This window comes from Streptomyces sp. NPDC034086 (assembly GCF_055575515.1).
The window spans coordinates 104,355-120,618 of record NZ_JBVISM010000011.1; the positions used below are offsets into that span (position 1 = coordinate 104,355).

Here is a 16,264-nt window from a genome sequence, read left to right on the forward strand (position 1 = left end):
CACGGGGGAGGTGCGGCCGCCGCCCTCCCGCGCGGCGTCGGCGGGCCGGTCGCGGTCAGCGGCCTCGTTCCAGCTCCGCCGCGTACGGCGGCTCGGCGCCCGCCCGGGTACAGGTCAGCGCGGCGGCGCGGGCCGCGTAGGCCAGCACGTCCGGCCAGTCCGCCCCGCCCGGGTCCGGGAGCCCCGCGAGCCGGTGCAGCAGCGCCGCGTTGACCGTGTCGCCCGCGCCGATCGTGTCGGCCACGGCGACCGGGCTGGCCGCCGCGCTGTGCTCCGCGCCGTCCGAGGTCCACACCGTCAGGCCCGCCGCGCCCCGGGTCAGCACCACCGCCGACGGGCCCGCCGCCAGCCAGTCCCCGGCCCGGCCGCCCAGCCACGCCGCGTCCTCCTCCGACAGCTTGAGCACGGACACGTACGGCAGCCAGCCCAGGAACCGCTCCCGGTACGCGGCCGGGTCCGCGATCAGCGCCGGGCGGACGTTGGGGTCCAGCAGGGTCAGCAGCCCGCGCCGGGACTCCCGCCGCAGCAGCTCCTCGTACGCGGACGCGCCCGGCTCCAGCACCAGCGAGCAGGTGCCGAGCGCGAGGGCCCGCGCTCCCGGCGGCAGCTCGGGCGGCAGCGCGAAGAGCCGGTCGGCCGTGCCCTCGACGTAGAAGCCGTACACGGCCGAGCCGTCCGGCCCGAGCGAGGGCACGGCCAGCGTGGTCGGCTCCGGCCCGCGCTGCACCAGCGACAGGTCCACCCCGGCGGCCCGCAGACCGGCCAGCAGGCTCTCCCCGAAACCGTCCGAAGACACCCGGGAGCAGAAGGCGACCTCGGCGCCCAGCCGGCCCAGCGCCAGGGCGGTGTTGTAGGGGCCGCCACCGGGCCGGGGCAGCAGTGCGCCCGGCGGCCGTTCGAGGGGCACGAGGTCGATCAGGGCTTCTCCACCGACGACGATCACGCGGGGAAGGTATCCCATCGGACGCCGGTATCGTCGGGTGGAGCCCGGGTGGAGCCCGGGTGGAGCCCACCCCGGGGCCCGTCACTCGTGCAGGAGAACCACATGTCCGCGTCGCAGTCCGCCGCCCGCCGTACCGTGCTCAAGGGAGCCGCAGCGCTGGCCGGGGCCGTGGGCGCGGGGACGGCGCTCACCGCGTGCTCCACCGAGACCAACAGCGGCGCCGGCGGCCCGGCCGTCCCGAAGGAGCCGGTCGAGCTGGGCGGGGTGGCCGACGTGCCGGTCGGCGGCGCGAAGCTGTTCCGCGAGCGCAAGGTCGTCGTCAGCTGCCAGGCGGAGGGCCAGTACAAGGCGTTCAGCGCCCAGTGCACCCACGCCGGCTGCGTCCTGGACAAGATCGTCGAGGGTCAGGGCAACTGCCCCTGCCACGGCAGCCGTTTCGACGTCACCACCGGCAAGGTCCTGCGCGGCCCCGCCACCGACCCGCTCCCGGCCGTTCCGGTCAAGGCGGAGAACGGCAGGCTGATCGCCGGATAGCGGCGGCCCGCGGGGGACGGCCCGGGCGGAGCTGCGGACCGGCCGCGCGGCCTACTCCCAGTCCCAGGCGATCCCCAGGATCCCGCACCGGACGCCCTGTTCCACCAGGTGCACCGCCCGGTGGCGGCCGCTCGGGGTGAGGTCGCCGAAGGCGGTGCGCGGCGACCGGGGGCCCGCGCGGGCGAAACGCCGGCAGCGCACCGGCAGGGCCGCCTCGTCGAAGGAGACCTGGAGCATGTACTGCCCGCCCGCGTAGCTGAAGCCCCGTACGTACTCCGTGCTGCGCCCGCCGGTGCCGTCCTCGATGCCGTAGCCGAAGACGTACGTGTCCCCGCGCCGCAGCCGCGCGTCGAACAGCAGCTCCGCCACCACCACGCCGGCCTCCCGGTGGCAGCGCACCCGGCCCGTGCGGCAGTTCTCGTACGCCGTCACCTCCACCCGCGTCGCGTCGCAGCCGGGATCGCCGTGGTGGACGGCGAGGTAACGGTCGACGCCGTCGCGGTGGGCCCGGACGATCTGCTGCGACTCCCGGGTGCGCAGCTCGCCGCCCGGCCCGATGCGGACCCGTTCGTGGTGGGCGAGCGAGTGCAGGCCGCCGTCCGCCGGGAGTTCCAGCCCGGCCAGCAGCTGTTCCACCGCCGCGCCCACGCTCACCAGCGCCCGGTACGAGCGGGTGGCCGGGCGGGCGCCGGAGGCGGGGACGGGGTCGGCCAGCAGGCGCAGCAGGGCGCCGGCGGGCAGCTCCAGGATCTCCTCCAGGGCGGAGACCGCCCGCAGGGACTCGGCGCGGCGCGGCCGCCGGGCGCCCTGCTGCCAGTAACTGAGACTGGTCACCCCCACCCTGACGCCGCGGGCCGCCAGATGGTGCCGCACGCGGTGCAGGGGCAGGCCGCGGGCGGCGAGGGCGGCGCGCAGCGCGAGGTGGAAGGGGCCCGCGCCGAGCAGCTCGTCCAGCTCCGCCGCGGCGGCCGTGTCCGGCCGGTCGCCGGTGGGCCGCATGGCGACTCCTCTGTGAACGTTCACGCGCGCCGGGTGGGGGGCCGGGCCGGTGGTGCCGGGGACCTGGTGGAACGGCGGCGGCCGTTCACACCGCAGCCGCACCGTTCACACCGCGATCTCACCGCGTATTGAAGCGTGTTGACCTGATCGCGACAACACCCTGATGCTCCTCCACAGCGTCCGGACGCGCTCCCCCCCACACCTCGAGTCCCCACCTCGGGAGGAACGCGATGCGCAACAGAAGCGGGCGGCTGTCCCTGGCCGCCATGATCTCCGCCCTGCTCCTCGTCCTGCTGCCCCTCGGCATCGGCGCCGGTACCGCCACCGCCGCCGGCACGGGAGCGGACACCGCGAGCACGGCCCTGGCGTACAAGCGGCTCGACATCACCATGCAGGCGCAGCAGAAGAGCAACTGGTGCTGGGCCGCCGGCGGCAACACCATCGCCACCTGGTTCGGCCGCTCCTACAGCCAGAACCAGTTCTGCAACGCCGCCTTCAACCGTCAGCAGGGCACCGAGTGCCCGAACAACCAGGCCACGCTGGGCAACGTCCAGACCGCCCTGCGCTGGGCCGGCATCAACGCCGGCAGCTATGTGAACGGCTGGCTCCAGTACTCGACCGTACAGACCGAGATCAACGCCAACCGGCCGGTCGAGACCCGCATCCAGTGGTCCAACGGCGGGGGCCACATGCACGTCGTCTACGGCTACGACACCGCCGGAAGCTGGGTCTACTGGGGCGACCCCTGGCCCTCCAGCGACCGCTACAACTGGGCCTCCCACGCCTGGTACGTGGACAACAGCACCTTCTCCTGGACCCACTCGCTCTACCGGATCGGGGCGTGACCGCCATGACCCTGCGCGCATCCGCCGCCGTCCTCGCGGCCGCCGCCGTCCTGTGGGCCACGGGCGGGCAGGCCTCCGCCGCCCCGGTACCGCAGCCCCAGAGCGTCACCGCCGAGAGCCGGGCCGCCGCCCGCGAGGCCGCCGCCGCGCCCGCCACCCTGGCGACGCTCTCCCGGTTCTTCGCCCGGGAGGGGAGGATCCGGGAGACCGAGGCCCGGCCCCGGATCGAGGGGGAGGTGACCCCCGTCAGCTACCTCGCGCCCGACTTCGTCGCCGGGAAGGCCGGGGCCCCGGTCGCCCGCCTGGAGTTCCTGGCGAGCGCGGCCGTCTCCTCGGACGGGCAGAAGGCGTCCTTGTGGACCGCGCGGACCGGGGCCGGCTGGCAGGTGGTGAACATCGCCACCGGTGACGACGAGTTCCGCTACGCCCGGCTGGGCGCGGAGAGACTGCCCGGCGGGACGGTGTTCCGCGAGCCGCAGACCGACGCCTGGTACGTGGCGCGGGAGGACCGGGTCCTTCCGCTGGACGAGGACGCGGTGCGGGCCGTGGGCGACCGGGGGGCCACGCTGGCCGCCTACCGGGCCAGGGTGACCGCGCTGTACGGGGACAAGCTGCCCGCGTCCGCGTACGCGAAGGAGGGCAGGGCCGGGGGCTTCGCCGAAGCGGGCGGGGACGCCGGCACCGGGCCCGCCGGGGCGCCGGTGGCCGTGGCCGCCGGGGCGCTGGCGCTGGGCGCGGCCGGGGCGGTGGCCCTGCTGCGGCGGCGCCGCCCCTGCGCCGGGGCGTGACCCCGGAGCCTGCTCCTCCCGCCGCGCGGGACCCGGCACCCGTCCGGGCCCCGCGCGGCCGGCGCCCCCGCCGGGCCGGGCCCCGCGAGCCGCCCCGCAGCCCGGGCCCGGCCACCGCCGGGCCCGGGCGGGGCCCACGCCGGCGGCACCGATTCCGCACCGGCCGGGCCGCCCGGCGGTGCGGGGGGTTGTCGGCCCCCGCCAGTAGGGTGGTTGGCATGGCCGACCCTTCCAGCTACCGTCCCGAGCCCGGGCAGATCCCCGACTCCCCGGGGGTCTACAAGTTCCGCGACGACCACCGCAGGGTGATCTACGTCGGGAAGGCCAAGAGCCTGCGCCAGCGCCTGGCGAGCTACTTCCAGGACATCGCCGGCCTGCACCCCCGTACCGCCACCATGGTCACCACGGCCGCCTCCGTCGAGTGGACCGTCGTGTCCACCGAGGTCGAGGCGCTCCAGCTCGAGTACTCCTGGATCAAGGAGTACGACCCGCGGTTCAACGTCAAGTACCGGGACGACAAGAGCTACCCCTCCCTCGCCGTGACCATGAACGAGGTGTACCCCCGGGTCCAGGTCATGCGCGGGCCCAAGAAGAAGGGCGTGCGCTACTTCGGCCCGTACGGGCACGCCTGGGCCATCCGCGAGACCGTCGACCTGATGCTGCGCGTCTTCCCGGTGCGGACCTGCTCCGCCGGCGTGTTCAAGCGGTCCGCGCAGATCGGCCGCCCCTGCCTGCTCGGCTACATCGGCAAGTGCTCCGCGCCCTGCGTCGGCCGGGTCACCCCCGATGAGCACCGCGAACTCGCCGAGGACTTCTGCGACTTCATGGCGGGCCGGACCGGCACCTACCTCTCGCGGCTCGAGAAGCAGATGCACGAGGCCGCCGAGGAGATGGAGTACGAGAAGGCCGCCAGGCTCCGCGACGACATAGGCGCCCTGCGCCGCGCGATGGAGAAGAACGCCGTCGTGCTCGCCGACGCCACCGACGCCGACCTCATCGCCGTCGCCGAGGACGAGCTGGAGGCGGCCGTGCAGATCTTCCACGTCCGCGGCGGCCGGGTCCGCGGCCAGCGCGGCTGGGTCACCGACAAGGTCGAGGCGGTGGACACCGCCGGGCTCGTCGAGCACGCCCTCCAGCAGCTGTACGGGGAGGAGAAGGGCGAGGCCGTCCCCAAGGAGGTGCTGGTGCCGGCGCTCCCCGAGGACACGCCCGCCCTCAGCCAGTGGCTCGCCGGCCGGCGCGGTTCCGGCGTCAGCCTGCGCATCCCGCAGCGGGGGGACAAGAAGTCCCTGATGGAGACCGTCCACCGCAACGCCCAGCAGTCCCTCGCCCTGCACAAGACCAAGCGCGCCAGCGACCTCACCACCCGCTCCCGGGCCCTGGAGGAGATCGCCGAGGCCCTGGAGCTGGACGGCGCGCCCCTGCGCATCGAGTGCTTCGACATCTCCCACCTCCAGGGCGAGGACGTCGTGGCGTCGATGGTGGTGTTCGAGGACGGGCTGGCCAGGAAGAGCGAGTACCGCAGGTTCCAGATCAAGGGCTTCGAGGGCCAGGACGACGTCCGGTCCATGCACGAGGTCGTCTCCCGGCGCTTCCGCCGCTACCTCCAGGAGAAGCTGAAGACGGGGGAGTGGTCCCCCGAGGACGGCGAACCCGAGGACGACGGGCGGCCCAGGCGCTTCGCGTACCCCCCGCAGCTCGTGGTGGTCGACGGCGGGCAGCCCCAGGTGGCGGCCGCCAAGCGGGCCCTGGAGGAGCTCGGGATCGACGACGTGGCGGTGTGCGGGCTCGCCAAGCGGCTGGAGGAGGTCTGGCTGCCCGGCGAGGACGACCCCGTCGTGCTGCCCCGCACCAGCGAGGGCCTCTACCTGCTCCAGCGGGTGCGTGACGAAGCCCACCGCTTCGCCATCCGGTACCAGCGCGACAAGCGCGGGAAGCGCCTGAAGGCGGGCCCGCTGGACGACGTACCGGGCCTGGGGGAGAGCCGCAGGCTGGCCCTCGTCAAGCACTTCGGTTCGGTGAAGAAGCTGAGACAGGCGACAATCGACCAGATCTGCGAGGTCCCGGGCATAGGCCGCAAGACGGCGGAGACCGTGGCCGCCGCCCTCGCCGGGGCGGTTCCCGCCGGTCCTGCCGTCAACACGGCGACAGGAGAGATCATTGAGGACGAGGTGTCCGCACCTGCGGAGACATCGCCCGAACGGGGGACCGCGCCATGACCGAGCACGAGACCGCACAGACCGACCAGACCGCACAGACCGCAGACACGAACGAGCACGACCGAGACGGAGCACAGGTGAGTACGGGCACGACCGTGGAGCCCGGCGACAACGCCGAGGCGGCCATCCCCGAGCTGGTGATCATCTCCGGGATGTCCGGAGCCGGCCGCAGTACGGCGGCCAAGTGTCTGGAGGACCTCGGCTGGTTCGTCGTGGACAACCTCCCGCCGGCCCTGATCCCCACCATGGTGGAACTCGGCGCCCGCTCCCAGGGCAACGTGGCGCGCATCGCCGTCGTCGTCGACGTCCGCGGCCGCCAGTTCTTCGACGCCCTGCGCGAGTCCCTCTCCGACCTGGAGGCCCGCGGCGTCACCCGGCGCATCGTCTTCCTGGAGTCCTCCGACGACGCGCTGGTCCGGCGTTTCGAGTCGGTCCGCCGCCCCCACCCGCTCCAGGGCGACGGCCGCATCGTCGACGGCATCGCCGCCGAGCGCGACCTGCTGCGCGAGCTGCGCGGCGACGCCGACCTGGTCATCGACACCTCCAGCCTGAACGTGCACGAGCTGCGCGCCAAGATGGACGCCCAGTTCGCGGGCGACGAGGAGCCCGAGCTGCGGGCCACCGTCATGTCCTTCGGCTTCAAGTACGGCCTGCCCGTCGACGCCGACCTCGTCGTCGACTGCCGCTTCATCCCCAACCCGCACTGGGTGCCCGAGCTGCGGCCCTTCACCGGGCTGAACGAGGAGGTGTCGGGCTACGTCTTCAGCCAGCCCGGCGCCAAGGAGTTCCTCGACCGCTACACCGAGCTGCTCCAGCTCATCGCCGCCGGCTACCGCCGCGAGGGCAAGCGGTACGTGACCATCGCGGTCGGCTGCACCGGCGGCAAGCACCGCAGCGTGGCCATGTCCGAGAAGCTCGCCGCCCGCCTCGCGTCCGAGGGCGTCGAGACCGTCGTCGTCCACCGGGACATGGGGCGCGAGTGACCGGTCGGACCCTGCGGCTGCGCCGCCTGCGCCGCCTCACCCCCGGCCGGGGCGAGGACGGCGCGGGCCGCGCCGGCCGCCGCGGCGCGGCGGCGAAGGTGGCCGCACCCAAGGTCGTCGCCCTCGGCGGCGGCATGGGCCTGTCGGCCTCCCTGGCCGCGCTGCGCCGGATCACCGGCGAGCTCACGGCGGTGGTCACCGTCGCCGACGACGGCGGCTCCAGCGGACGGCTCCGGGAGGAGCTGGGCGTCCTGCCCCCCGGCGACCTGCGCAAGGCGCTGGCCGCGCTGTGCGGGGACGACGACTGGGGGCAGACCTGGGCCCGGGTCATCCAGCACCGCTTCCAGTCCGAGGGCGACCTGCACGGCCACGCGGTCGGCAACCTGCTGATCGTCGCCCTCTGGGAGCAGCTCGGCGACCCCGTCCAGGCCCTCGACCTCGTCGGGAGGCTGCTGGGCGCGCAGGGCCGGGTGCTGCCGATGTCGGCGGTGCCGCTGGAGCTCCAGGCCCTGGTCAAGGGGCACGACCCGGTCCGCCCGAACGAGGTCGACACGGTCCGGGGGCAGGCCACGGTGGCCCTCACCCCCGGCGAGGTGCTCTCCGTGCAGGTCGTGCCGGCCGACCCGCCGGCCGTGCCGGAGGCCGTGGCCGCCGTGCTCGACGCCGACTGGGTGGTGCTGGGACCGGGGTCCTGGTTCTCCTCCGTGATCCCGCACCTGCTGGTGCCGGAACTGCTCGACGCGCTGGTGCAGACGAAGGCCCGCAGGGTCCTGTCCCTGAACCTGGCACCGCAGCCCGGCGAAACCGAGGGCTTCTCTCCGCAGCGTCATTTGGAGGTTTTGGCCCGACACGCCCCTAAACTCGCCCTGGACGTGGTGCTGGCCGACGAGGCCGCCGTGCCCGACCGCGAGTCCCTCGCCGATGCCGCGAAACGGTTCGGTGCCGCGGTCGAGCTGGCTCCAGTGGCCTGGCGTGGGGGTACCTCCCAGGCCGAGGGCGCCGGGGCGGGTTCTCCGAAGCACGATCCGGAGCTGCTGGCCGCCGCGTACGACCGTATTTTTCGGATGCATGGAAGGATCGGCCCATGGCGATGACGCCCGCGGTGAAGGATGAGATCTCACGCCTCCCCGTCACCCGGACCTGCTGCAGGAAGGCGGAGGTCTCGGCGATCCTGCGGTTCGCGGGCGGCCTGCACCTGGTGAGCGGCCGCATCGTCATCGAGGCGGAGCTGGACACCGGCATCGCCGCGCGACGGCTGCGCAAGGACATCCTGGAGATCTTCGGACACTCCTCCGACCTGGTGGTCATGGCCCCCGGCGGACTGCGCCGCGGCAGCCGCTTCGTCGTGCGCGTCGTGGCGGGCGGGGACCAGCTGGCACGGCAGACGGGCCTGGTGGACGGCCGGGGCCGTCCCATCCGGGGTCTTCCCCCGCAGGTGGTCTCCGGGGCCACCTGTGACGCGGAGGCGGCCTGGCGCGGTGCCTTCCTGGCCCACGGCTCCCTCACCGAGCCCGGGCGCTCGTCCTCCCTGGAGGTCACCTGCCCCGGCCCCGAGGCCGCCCTGGCCCTGGTGGGTGCCGCCCGCAGGCTCTCCATCGCCGCCAAGGCGCGCGAGGTGCGCGGCGTGGACCGGGTCGTGGTCCGCGACGGGGACGCCATCGGCGCCCTGCTGACCCGCCTCGGCGCCCACGAGTCGGTGCTGGCCTGGGAGGAGCGGCGGATGCGGCGCGAGGTGCGCGCCACCGCCAACCGCCTCGCCAACTTCGACGACGCCAACCTGCGCCGCTCCGCGCGGGCCGCGGTGGCCGCCGGCGCCCGGGTGCAGCGCGCCCTGGAGATCCTCGGCGAGGAGGTCCCCGAGCACCTCGCCGCGGCCGGCCGGCTGCGCATGGAGCACAAGCAGGCCTCCCTGGAGGAGCTGGGCGCGCTCGCCGACCCGCCGCTGACCAAGGACGCCGTCGCGGGCCGGATCCGCCGCCTGCTGGCGATGGCCGACAAGCGGGCCCAGGACCTCGGCATCCCGGGCACCGAATCGAACCTGGACCTCAGCGAGGAGCTGGCCGACAACATGGCGGGCTGACCAGCGCCTCCCCGCAGGCACGCCGTGACGGGCCCGCACGCTCCCCGCGTGCGGGCCCGTGCCGTTCCCGGTTTGTCCCGTTGACATGGGCATCGCCGGATCGTGAGCCTGGCGTCCGAACGTTTCGTGGCAGACGACGCCCAGGGGGGCACATGAGGCACCGCGCGAGTTCGATCCTCGCCGCAAGCGCACTCGTCCTGGCAACCACACTCGCCGCGCTGCCCGCCGCGGCCCAGCCCCGGCCCGCGTCCGGCACGGCACCCGCCGCCGACGAGGTACGGACCTACGACGCCGACATCACCCGCGAGCAGGTCCCGCTCGTCCTCGCCGCCGGCCAGGACGGCCACGAACTCTCCGAGCGCGCCCCCGGGACGGGGACCGCCCGCGTGGAGCTCTACCTCACCGGGGAGCAGGCCGCGCGGCTCGCGGCCCAGGGGATCCGGCTCGCCGAGCGCGAGGTCTCCCCCCAGGGGCTGGCGCGCGCCAAGGCCGCCGGGGACGGGGTCTTCCGCCCGTACAGCGGCGAGGGAGGCCTGCGGGAGGAGATCCTGCGGACCGCGCGGGAGAACCCGGCGCTCACCAAGGTCGTCTCCATCGGCAAGACCGTGCGGGGCAAGGACATCCTCGCCCTCAAGGTCACCAAGGACGCCAGGACGACCGCGGACGGTGACAAGCCGTCCGTGCTCTACCTGTCCAACCAGCACGCCCGCGAGTGGATCACCCCCGAGATGACCCGGCGGCTGATGCACCACACCCTCGACCACTACGGCAAGGACGAACGGATCACCCGGCTGGTGGACTCCACCGAGCTGTGGTTCCTGCTCTCCGCCAACCCCGACGGGTACGACCACACCTTCACCTCCGACGGCGCCCGGCTGTGGCGCAAGAACCTCCGCGACAACAACGGCGACGGCAGGACCACCGCGGCCGACGGGGTCGACCTCAACCGCAACTTCGCCTACAAGTGGGGCTACGACAACGAGGGTTCCTCCCCCAACCCCTCCAGCGAGACCTTCCGCGGCCCCGCGGCGCAGTCCGAGCCCGAGACCCGGGCCCTCGACGCCTTCGAGAAGCGCATCGGCTTCGCGTACGCCGTCAACTACCACTCGGCCTCCGAGCTGATCCTGTACGGCGTGGGCTGGCAGGTCGCCACCCCCACCCCGGACGACGTCGCCTACGGGGCGCTCGCCGGCACGCCCGAGAAGCCCGCCGTCCCCGGCTACCGCCCGCAGCTCTCCTCCGAGCTCTACACCACCAACGGGGAGGCCGACGGACACGCGGCCAACGCCAACGGCGTCATGATGTTCACCCCGGAGATGACCACCTGCCAGACGGCCTCCGCGATCGACCCGGACGACGCCTGGAAACCCGAGGACTGCGCCTCCGGGTTCAACTTCCCGGACGACGAGAAGCTCATCCAGCAGGAGTTCGCCAAGAACGTCCCCTTCGCGCTGAGCGTCGGTGAGAGCGCCGCCCACCCGGACCGGCCCTCGTCCTCCGTCGGCGCGAGCGCCGCCGACTTCACCCCCGACGCCTTCACCACCTCCTACGCGGCCCGCGGCGAGGACCAGACGGTCGCCGTCACCGCCCGCAAGGCGCTCAGGGACAAGCGGCTCAACTTCCGCGTCAACGGCGGGCGCACGCACGACGACGAGCTGAAGGCGTGGAAGGGCGGGAACGTCTACGGCGGCGAGGACAACAACTGGTTCGACGAGTACCGGGCCACGGTGGACGGCACCAGGCCCGGCGACCAGGTCGAGGTCTGGTTCACCGGCCGCGACCGCTCCGGCGGGCCGGTCTCCAGCGAGCGCTTCACGTACACCGTGGCGCAGCGCCCCCGCGCGGACGTACTCGTGATCGCCGAGGAGGGCGCGAAGGCGCAGCACGCCCAGAGCTACGTGGACGCGCTGCGGGCCAACGGGAAGTCCGCGGCCGTCTGGGACGTGGCCGCCCAGGGTGCCCCGCACCCCCTCGGCGTGCTCTCCCACTTCGGTACGGCCGTCCACTACACCGGCGCCGCGGCCCCCGGCGGCCCCACCCAGCTCGCGGTCCGCGACTTCCTCAACGAGGGCGGCAAGCTCGTCGAGGCCGGGGAGCTGGCGGGCGGCCGGGCCCAGGTCGGCCGGGCGCTGACGGACGACTTCAGCCAGTACTACCTCGGCGCCTACGGCCGCGCCCCGGCCAAGGGCGCGACCGGCTTCACCGGCGCGGGGGCCCTCGCCGGGACCAAGGGCTCCCTCGGTGACGCGGCGGGCCACCCGCTGGGCACCCCCGGGGCCTACACCGTCACCTCCGACAGCCTGCCCGCGGCGCAGTTCCCCCAGTTCAGGAGCGCCCAGGCGGGCCAGTACGCCGGTGTCGTGAACCCGTACGCCCCGTACGCGGGCAGCGGGATGGCCGCGGCGGCCCATGACGACGACGACTGGAAGCGGCTCACGCGCACCATCGACCTCACCCACGTCACCGCCGCCGACCAGCCGAAGCTGAGGATGGCCCTCAACTGGAACACCGAGGAGGGCTACGACCACGCCGTCCTGGAGGCCCGCACGGCCGGCGGGGACGACTGGACCACACTTCCGGAAGCGGGCGGGCTGAGCTCCGCCACAGTCCCGGCGGAGTGCGAGGCCGGGTTCTTCCTGGGCGGCCACCCCTTCCTGCGCCGCTACCTCACCCTGGACTCCGGCGGCTGCACCGCCTCCGGCAGCAGCGGAGCGTGGCACAGCTTCACCGGCTCCTCCGGGGGCTGGAAGCAGGCCGCCTTCGACCTGAGCCCCTACGCCGGGAAGACGGTCGAGGTCTCCCTCTCCTACGTGACCGACCCCGGATCGGGCGGCCGCGGTGTCTTCGCCGACGAGGCACGGGTGTCCGTGGGCGGCGCCGAGCAGCCCGCCGAGGGGTTCGAGACCTCCCTCGGGGCCTGGTCCGCGCAGGGCGCGCCCGCCGGAAGCCCGGACGTGCCGGGGGATTGGTCCAGGTCCGGAGAGCTGTTCAAGTCGTACGCGGCGGTCACTACGCGTGACACGGTCCTGCTCGGTTTCGGGCTGGAGCACGTCCCGGCCGCGGCGGACCGGGCCGCAGTGCTCGGCAAGGCGCTCGCGTCGCTGGACCGCTGATCCGCCACCCGGTCCCCGCTCACGCTGAGTGACGGGGGCCGGAGCCGCCCGAGGTCCCGTGCCGCGGCCACTGGTACAGGGCTTCGGGGCCTCCCCCGTGGGGCAGGGGGAGTGTCAGGCCCCGACCGATGTCACTCCGAAGCTCACAGAGAGGTAGGGTCGTAAGCGGTCGGGGACATCCCATACAGCTCGCCGGCGGGACAGGCCGGCGCACCAACGAGGAGATCGGTTCGTGACGATCCGCGTAGGCATCAATGGTTTTGGCCGAATTGGCCGTAACTACTTCCGGGCTCTTCTCGAGCAGGGAGCGGACATCGAGATCGTCGGTGTCAACGACCTGACGGACAACGCCACCCTGGTGCACCTGCTCAAGTACGACACCATCCTGGGCCGCCTCAAGGCCGAGGTCTCCCACACCGACGACACCATCACGGTCGGCGGCAACACCTTCAAGACCTTCGCCGAGCGCGACCCCGCGAACCTCCCGTGGGGCGAGCTGGGCGCCGACATCGTCATCGAGTCGACCGGCATCTTCACGAAGAAGGCCGACGCGGCCAAGCACATCGCGGCCGGCGCGAAGAAGGTCCTCATCTCGGCTCCGGCCAAGGACGAGGACATCACCATCGTGATGGGCGTCAACCAGGACAAGTACGACGCGGCGCAGCACCACGTGATCTCCAACGCCTCCTGCACCACCAACTGCGTGGCGCCGATGGCCAAGGTCCTCGACGAGAACTTCGGCATCGTCAAGGGCATGATGACGACGGTCCACGCCTACACCAACGACCAGCGCATCCTGGACTTCCCGCACTCGGACCTGCGCCGCGCCCGCGCCGCCGCCGAGAACATCATCCCGACCTCCACCGGTGCCGCCAAGGCCACCGCGCTGGTCCTGCCGCAGCTCAAGGGCAAGCTCGACGGCATCGCCATGCGCGTCCCGGTCCCGACCGGCTCGGTCACCGACCTCGTCCTGGAGCTCGACCGCGAGGTCACCAAGGACGAGATCAACGCCGCCTTCCAGAAGGCCGCGGAGGGCCAGCTCAAGGGCATCCTCGACTACACCGAGGACGCGATCGTCTCCTCCGACATCGTGAACTGGCCGGCCTCCTGCACCTTCGACTCCTCCCTGACCATGGTCCAGGGCAAGCAGGTCAAGGTCGTCGGCTGGTACGACAACGAGTGGGGCTACTCCAACCGACTCGTCGACCTGACCGTCTTCGTCGGCGGTCAGCTCTAAGAACGTAGGGCAAGGCAACACGATGTGAGCACAGGGTCCGTTCGGCGCGATGAGGCGCCGTCCGGGCCCTGTCGCTTGCCTGGTCCTCCCGTCCTCGCCCTCCGGGTGAAGGTCTCCTAAGGAGTAGGAAACACATGAAGACGATCGACGAACTGCTCGCCGAGGGCGTCGCCGGCAAGCGGGTCTTCGTCCGCGCCGACCTCAACGTGCCCCTGGCGAACGGTGAGATCACCGATGACGGCCGCATCCGCGCCGTCCTGCCGACCATCGCGAAGCTGGCCGAGTCCGGCGCCCGCGTGGTCGTCGCCTCGCACCTGGGCCGCCCCAAGGGCGCCCCGGACCCGGCGTTCTCGCTCGCCCCGGCGGCCAAGCGCCTCGGCGAGCTGCTCGGCGCGGAGGTGGCCTTCGCCACCGACACCGTCGGCGCCTCCGCCAAGGAGACCGTCGCGGCCCTCGCCGACGGACGGGTCACCGTCATCGAGAACCTGCGCTTCAACGCCGGCGAGACCTCGAAGGACGACGCCGAGCGCGGCGCCTTCGCGGACCAGCTCGCCGAGCTGGCCGACGTCTACGTCGGCGACGGCTTCGGCGCCGTCCACCGCAAGCACGCCTCGGTCTTCGACCTGCCCGCGCGCCTCCCGCACGCGGCCGGCTACCTCATCGCGACCGAGGTCGGCGTCCTGCAGAAGCTCACCGCCGACGTCCAGCGCCCCTACGTGGTCGTCCTCGGCGGCGCCAAGGTCTCCGACAAGCTCGCCGTCATCGACGAGCTGCTCGGCAAGGCCGACCGCATCCTCATCGGCGGCGGCATGGCCTACACCTTCCTCCACGCCAAGGGCTACGAGGTCGGCATCTCCCTGCTCCAGAAGGACCAGGTGGACACGGTCAAGGAGTACATGGAGCGCGCCGAGCGGAACGGCGTCGAGCTGGTCCTGCCCGTCGACATCCTGGCCTCCTCGGACTTCCCCGACCTCAAGGAGAAGACCCCGGCGGAGTTCGTCACCGTCGCCGCGGACGCCATCCCGGCGGACAAGGAGGGCCTGGACATCGGCCCCAAGACCCGTGAGCTGTACGCTGCGAAGATCGCCGATGCCGCGACCGTCTTCTGGAACGGCCCGGTGGGCGTCTTCGAGCACCCCGACTACGCGGGCGGCACCACCGCCATCGCGCAGGCCCTCCTCGACAGCCGGGCCTTCACCGTGGTCGGCGGTGGCGACAGCGCCGCCTCCGTCCGCATCCTCGGCTTCGACGAGAACGCCTTCGGTCACATTTCCACCGGTGGTGGCGCCAGCCTCGAATACCTCGAGGGCAAGACGCTCCCCGGCCTCGCCGCCCTGGAGGGCTGAACCCCCATGACCACTGTGAACGGCCGCACCCCGCTGATGGCGGGCAACTGGAAGATGAACCTCAACCACCTCGAGGCCATCGCCCACGTCCAGAAGCTCGCCTTCGCGCTCACGGACAAGGACTACGACGCCGTCGAGGTCGCGGTGCTCCCGCCCTTCACCGACCTGCGCTCGGTCCAGACCCTGGTCGACGGCGACAAGCTGAAGATCAAGTACGGCGCCCAGGACATCTCGGCGCACGACGCCGGCGCGTACACCGGTGAGATCTCCGGCCCGATGCTGTCGAAGCTGAGCTGCGCCTTCGTCGCCGTCGGCCACAGCGAGCGCCGCCAGTACCACGGCGAGAGCGACGAGATCTGCAACGCCAAGGTGAAGGCCGCCTACCGCAACGGGATCACCCCGATCCTGTGCGTCGGCGAGGGCCTGGACGTCCGCAAGGCCGGCAACCAGGTCGCGCACACGCTGGCCCAGGTCGACGGCGGCCTCAAGGACCTCCCGGCCGAGCAGGCCGAGTCCCTCGTGATCGCGTACGAGCCGGTCTGGGCGATCGGCACCGGCGAGGTCGCCACCCCCGAGGACGCGCAGGAGGTGTGCGGGGCGATCCGCGGCCGCCTCGCCGAGCTGTACTCCCAGGAGCTGGCCGACAAGGTCCGCATCCAGTACGGCGGCTCGGTCAAGGCCGGCAACATCGCCGCGATCATGGCCCAGCCCGATGTCGACGGCGCGCTGATCGGCGGCGCCGCGCTGGACGTGGACGAGTTCGTCAAGATCGTCCGCTTCCGCGACCAGTGAGTATGCGGTAGGGCCGATCCGTCGTACCCTTGCGGGGGCCGGGGGCCGCGTACGCGCGGCCTGCCGGCCCCCGCTTCCTCCCAGCAAGCCCAGAAAGTAGGAATCAGCCGTGGTTATGGGGTTCTCGATCGCCCTGCTCGTCTTCAGCGCTCTGCTGATGCTGCTCGTGCTGATGCACAAGGGCAAGGGGGGCGGCCTTTCCGACATGTTCGGCGGCGGCATGCAGTCCTCGGTCGGCGGTTCCTCCGTGGCCGAGCGCAACCTCGACCGCATCACGGTCGTCGTCGGCCTGCTGTGGTTCGCCTGCATCGTCGCGCTCGGCCTGCTCATGAAGTCCTCCGCGGCCTGACGGTTCCGGCCGTTCGGCCCGTCCCGGCGGTCCCGC

14 protein-coding genes are annotated in these 16,264 nt (G+C 72.9%); 12 read left to right on the forward strand and 2 right to left on the reverse strand.

Annotation, left to right across the window (positions count from 1 at the left end):
- Positions 1–55 precede the first annotated feature (55 nt).
- Positions 56–943 carry a carbohydrate kinase family protein gene (locus ACZ514_RS23470; protein WP_469125572.1) on the reverse strand — a complete coding sequence of 296 codons (888 nt, stop codon included), beginning with the start codon at positions 941–943 and terminating at the stop codon, positions 56–58.
- A gap of 102 nt (positions 944–1,045) precedes the next feature.
- Between ACZ514_RS23470 and ACZ514_RS23475 the strand changes: the two genes are divergently transcribed.
- Positions 1,046–1,477: a Rieske (2Fe-2S) protein gene (locus ACZ514_RS23475; protein WP_468167143.1), complete on the forward strand. Its 432-nt coding sequence runs from the start codon at positions 1,046–1,048 to the stop codon at positions 1,475–1,477.
- A 51-nt stretch (positions 1,478–1,528) separates the two neighbouring features.
- Here the strand turns inward: ACZ514_RS23475 and ACZ514_RS23480 are convergent, their stop codons facing one another.
- Positions 1,529–2,476: a hypothetical protein gene (locus ACZ514_RS23480; protein WP_468697634.1), complete on the reverse strand. Its 948-nt coding sequence runs from the start codon at positions 2,474–2,476 to the stop codon at positions 1,529–1,531.
- Positions 2,477–2,706: 230 nt separating this feature from the next.
- Here ACZ514_RS23480 and ACZ514_RS23485 point away from each other — a divergent pair, with 230 nt between their 5' ends.
- The 11 genes from ACZ514_RS23485 (at position 2,707) to secG (ending at position 16,228) form a co-directional block, all read left to right on the forward strand.
- Entirely contained in the window at positions 2,707–3,321 is a 615-nt protein-coding gene (locus ACZ514_RS23485; RefSeq protein ID WP_468167147.1) for a papain-like cysteine protease family protein, read from the forward strand.
- Positions 3,318–4,109 carry a hypothetical protein gene (locus ACZ514_RS23490; RefSeq protein WP_469125573.1) on the forward strand — a complete coding sequence of 264 codons (792 nt, stop codon included), beginning with the start codon at positions 3,318–3,320 and terminating at the stop codon, positions 4,107–4,109. The genes ACZ514_RS23485 and ACZ514_RS23490 overlap by 4 nt, the downstream gene beginning before the upstream one ends.
- 218 nt (positions 4,110–4,327) lie before the next feature.
- Entirely contained in the window at positions 4,328–6,328 is a 2,001-nt protein-coding gene (gene uvrC / locus ACZ514_RS23495; protein WP_468167149.1) for an excinuclease ABC subunit UvrC, read from the forward strand.
- A complete protein-coding gene (gene rapZ / locus ACZ514_RS23500; RefSeq protein ID WP_468167151.1) occupies positions 6,325–7,311 on the forward strand; it encodes an RNase adapter RapZ in 987 nt (328 codons plus the stop codon). Before uvrC ends, rapZ begins: the two co-directional genes overlap by 4 nt.
- On the forward strand, positions 7,308–8,405 hold the full coding sequence (locus ACZ514_RS23505) for a gluconeogenesis factor YvcK family protein (RefSeq protein ID WP_468167153.1): 1,098 nt from the start codon (positions 7,308–7,310) through the stop codon (positions 8,403–8,405). The genes rapZ and ACZ514_RS23505 overlap by 4 nt, the downstream gene beginning before the upstream one ends.
- Positions 8,396–9,391 (forward strand): DNA-binding protein WhiA, encoded by a 996-nt coding sequence (gene whiA, locus ACZ514_RS23510; protein ID WP_030237199.1) that lies wholly within the window; start codon positions 8,396–8,398, stop codon positions 9,389–9,391. Before ACZ514_RS23505 ends, whiA begins: the two co-directional genes overlap by 10 nt.
- 152 nt (positions 9,392–9,543) lie before the next feature.
- Complete coding sequence (locus ACZ514_RS23515; RefSeq protein WP_469125574.1) at positions 9,544–12,504, forward strand: M14 family metallopeptidase; 2,961 nt, start codon at positions 9,544–9,546, stop codon at positions 12,502–12,504.
- A gap of 232 nt (positions 12,505–12,736) precedes the next feature.
- Entirely contained in the window at positions 12,737–13,741 is a 1,005-nt protein-coding gene (gap, locus tag ACZ514_RS23520; RefSeq protein WP_468167157.1) for a type I glyceraldehyde-3-phosphate dehydrogenase, read from the forward strand.
- 134 nt (positions 13,742–13,875) lie between these two features.
- The gene (locus ACZ514_RS23525) at positions 13,876–15,087 is read left to right on the forward strand and encodes a phosphoglycerate kinase (protein ID WP_469125575.1); all 1,212 of its coding nucleotides are present in this window, start codon (positions 13,876–13,878) and stop codon (positions 15,085–15,087) included.
- A 15-nt stretch (positions 15,088–15,102) separates the two neighbouring features.
- Positions 15,103–15,879, forward strand: a complete 777-nt coding sequence (gene tpiA, locus ACZ514_RS23530; protein WP_468167384.1) for a triose-phosphate isomerase — start codon at positions 15,103–15,105, stop codon at positions 15,877–15,879.
- Between the two features lie 115 nt (positions 15,880–15,994).
- On the forward strand, positions 15,995–16,228 hold the full coding sequence (gene secG, locus ACZ514_RS23535; protein ID WP_468167161.1) for a preprotein translocase subunit SecG: 234 nt from the start codon (positions 15,995–15,997) through the stop codon (positions 16,226–16,228).
- The last annotated feature ends 36 nt before the right edge of the window (positions 16,229–16,264 follow it).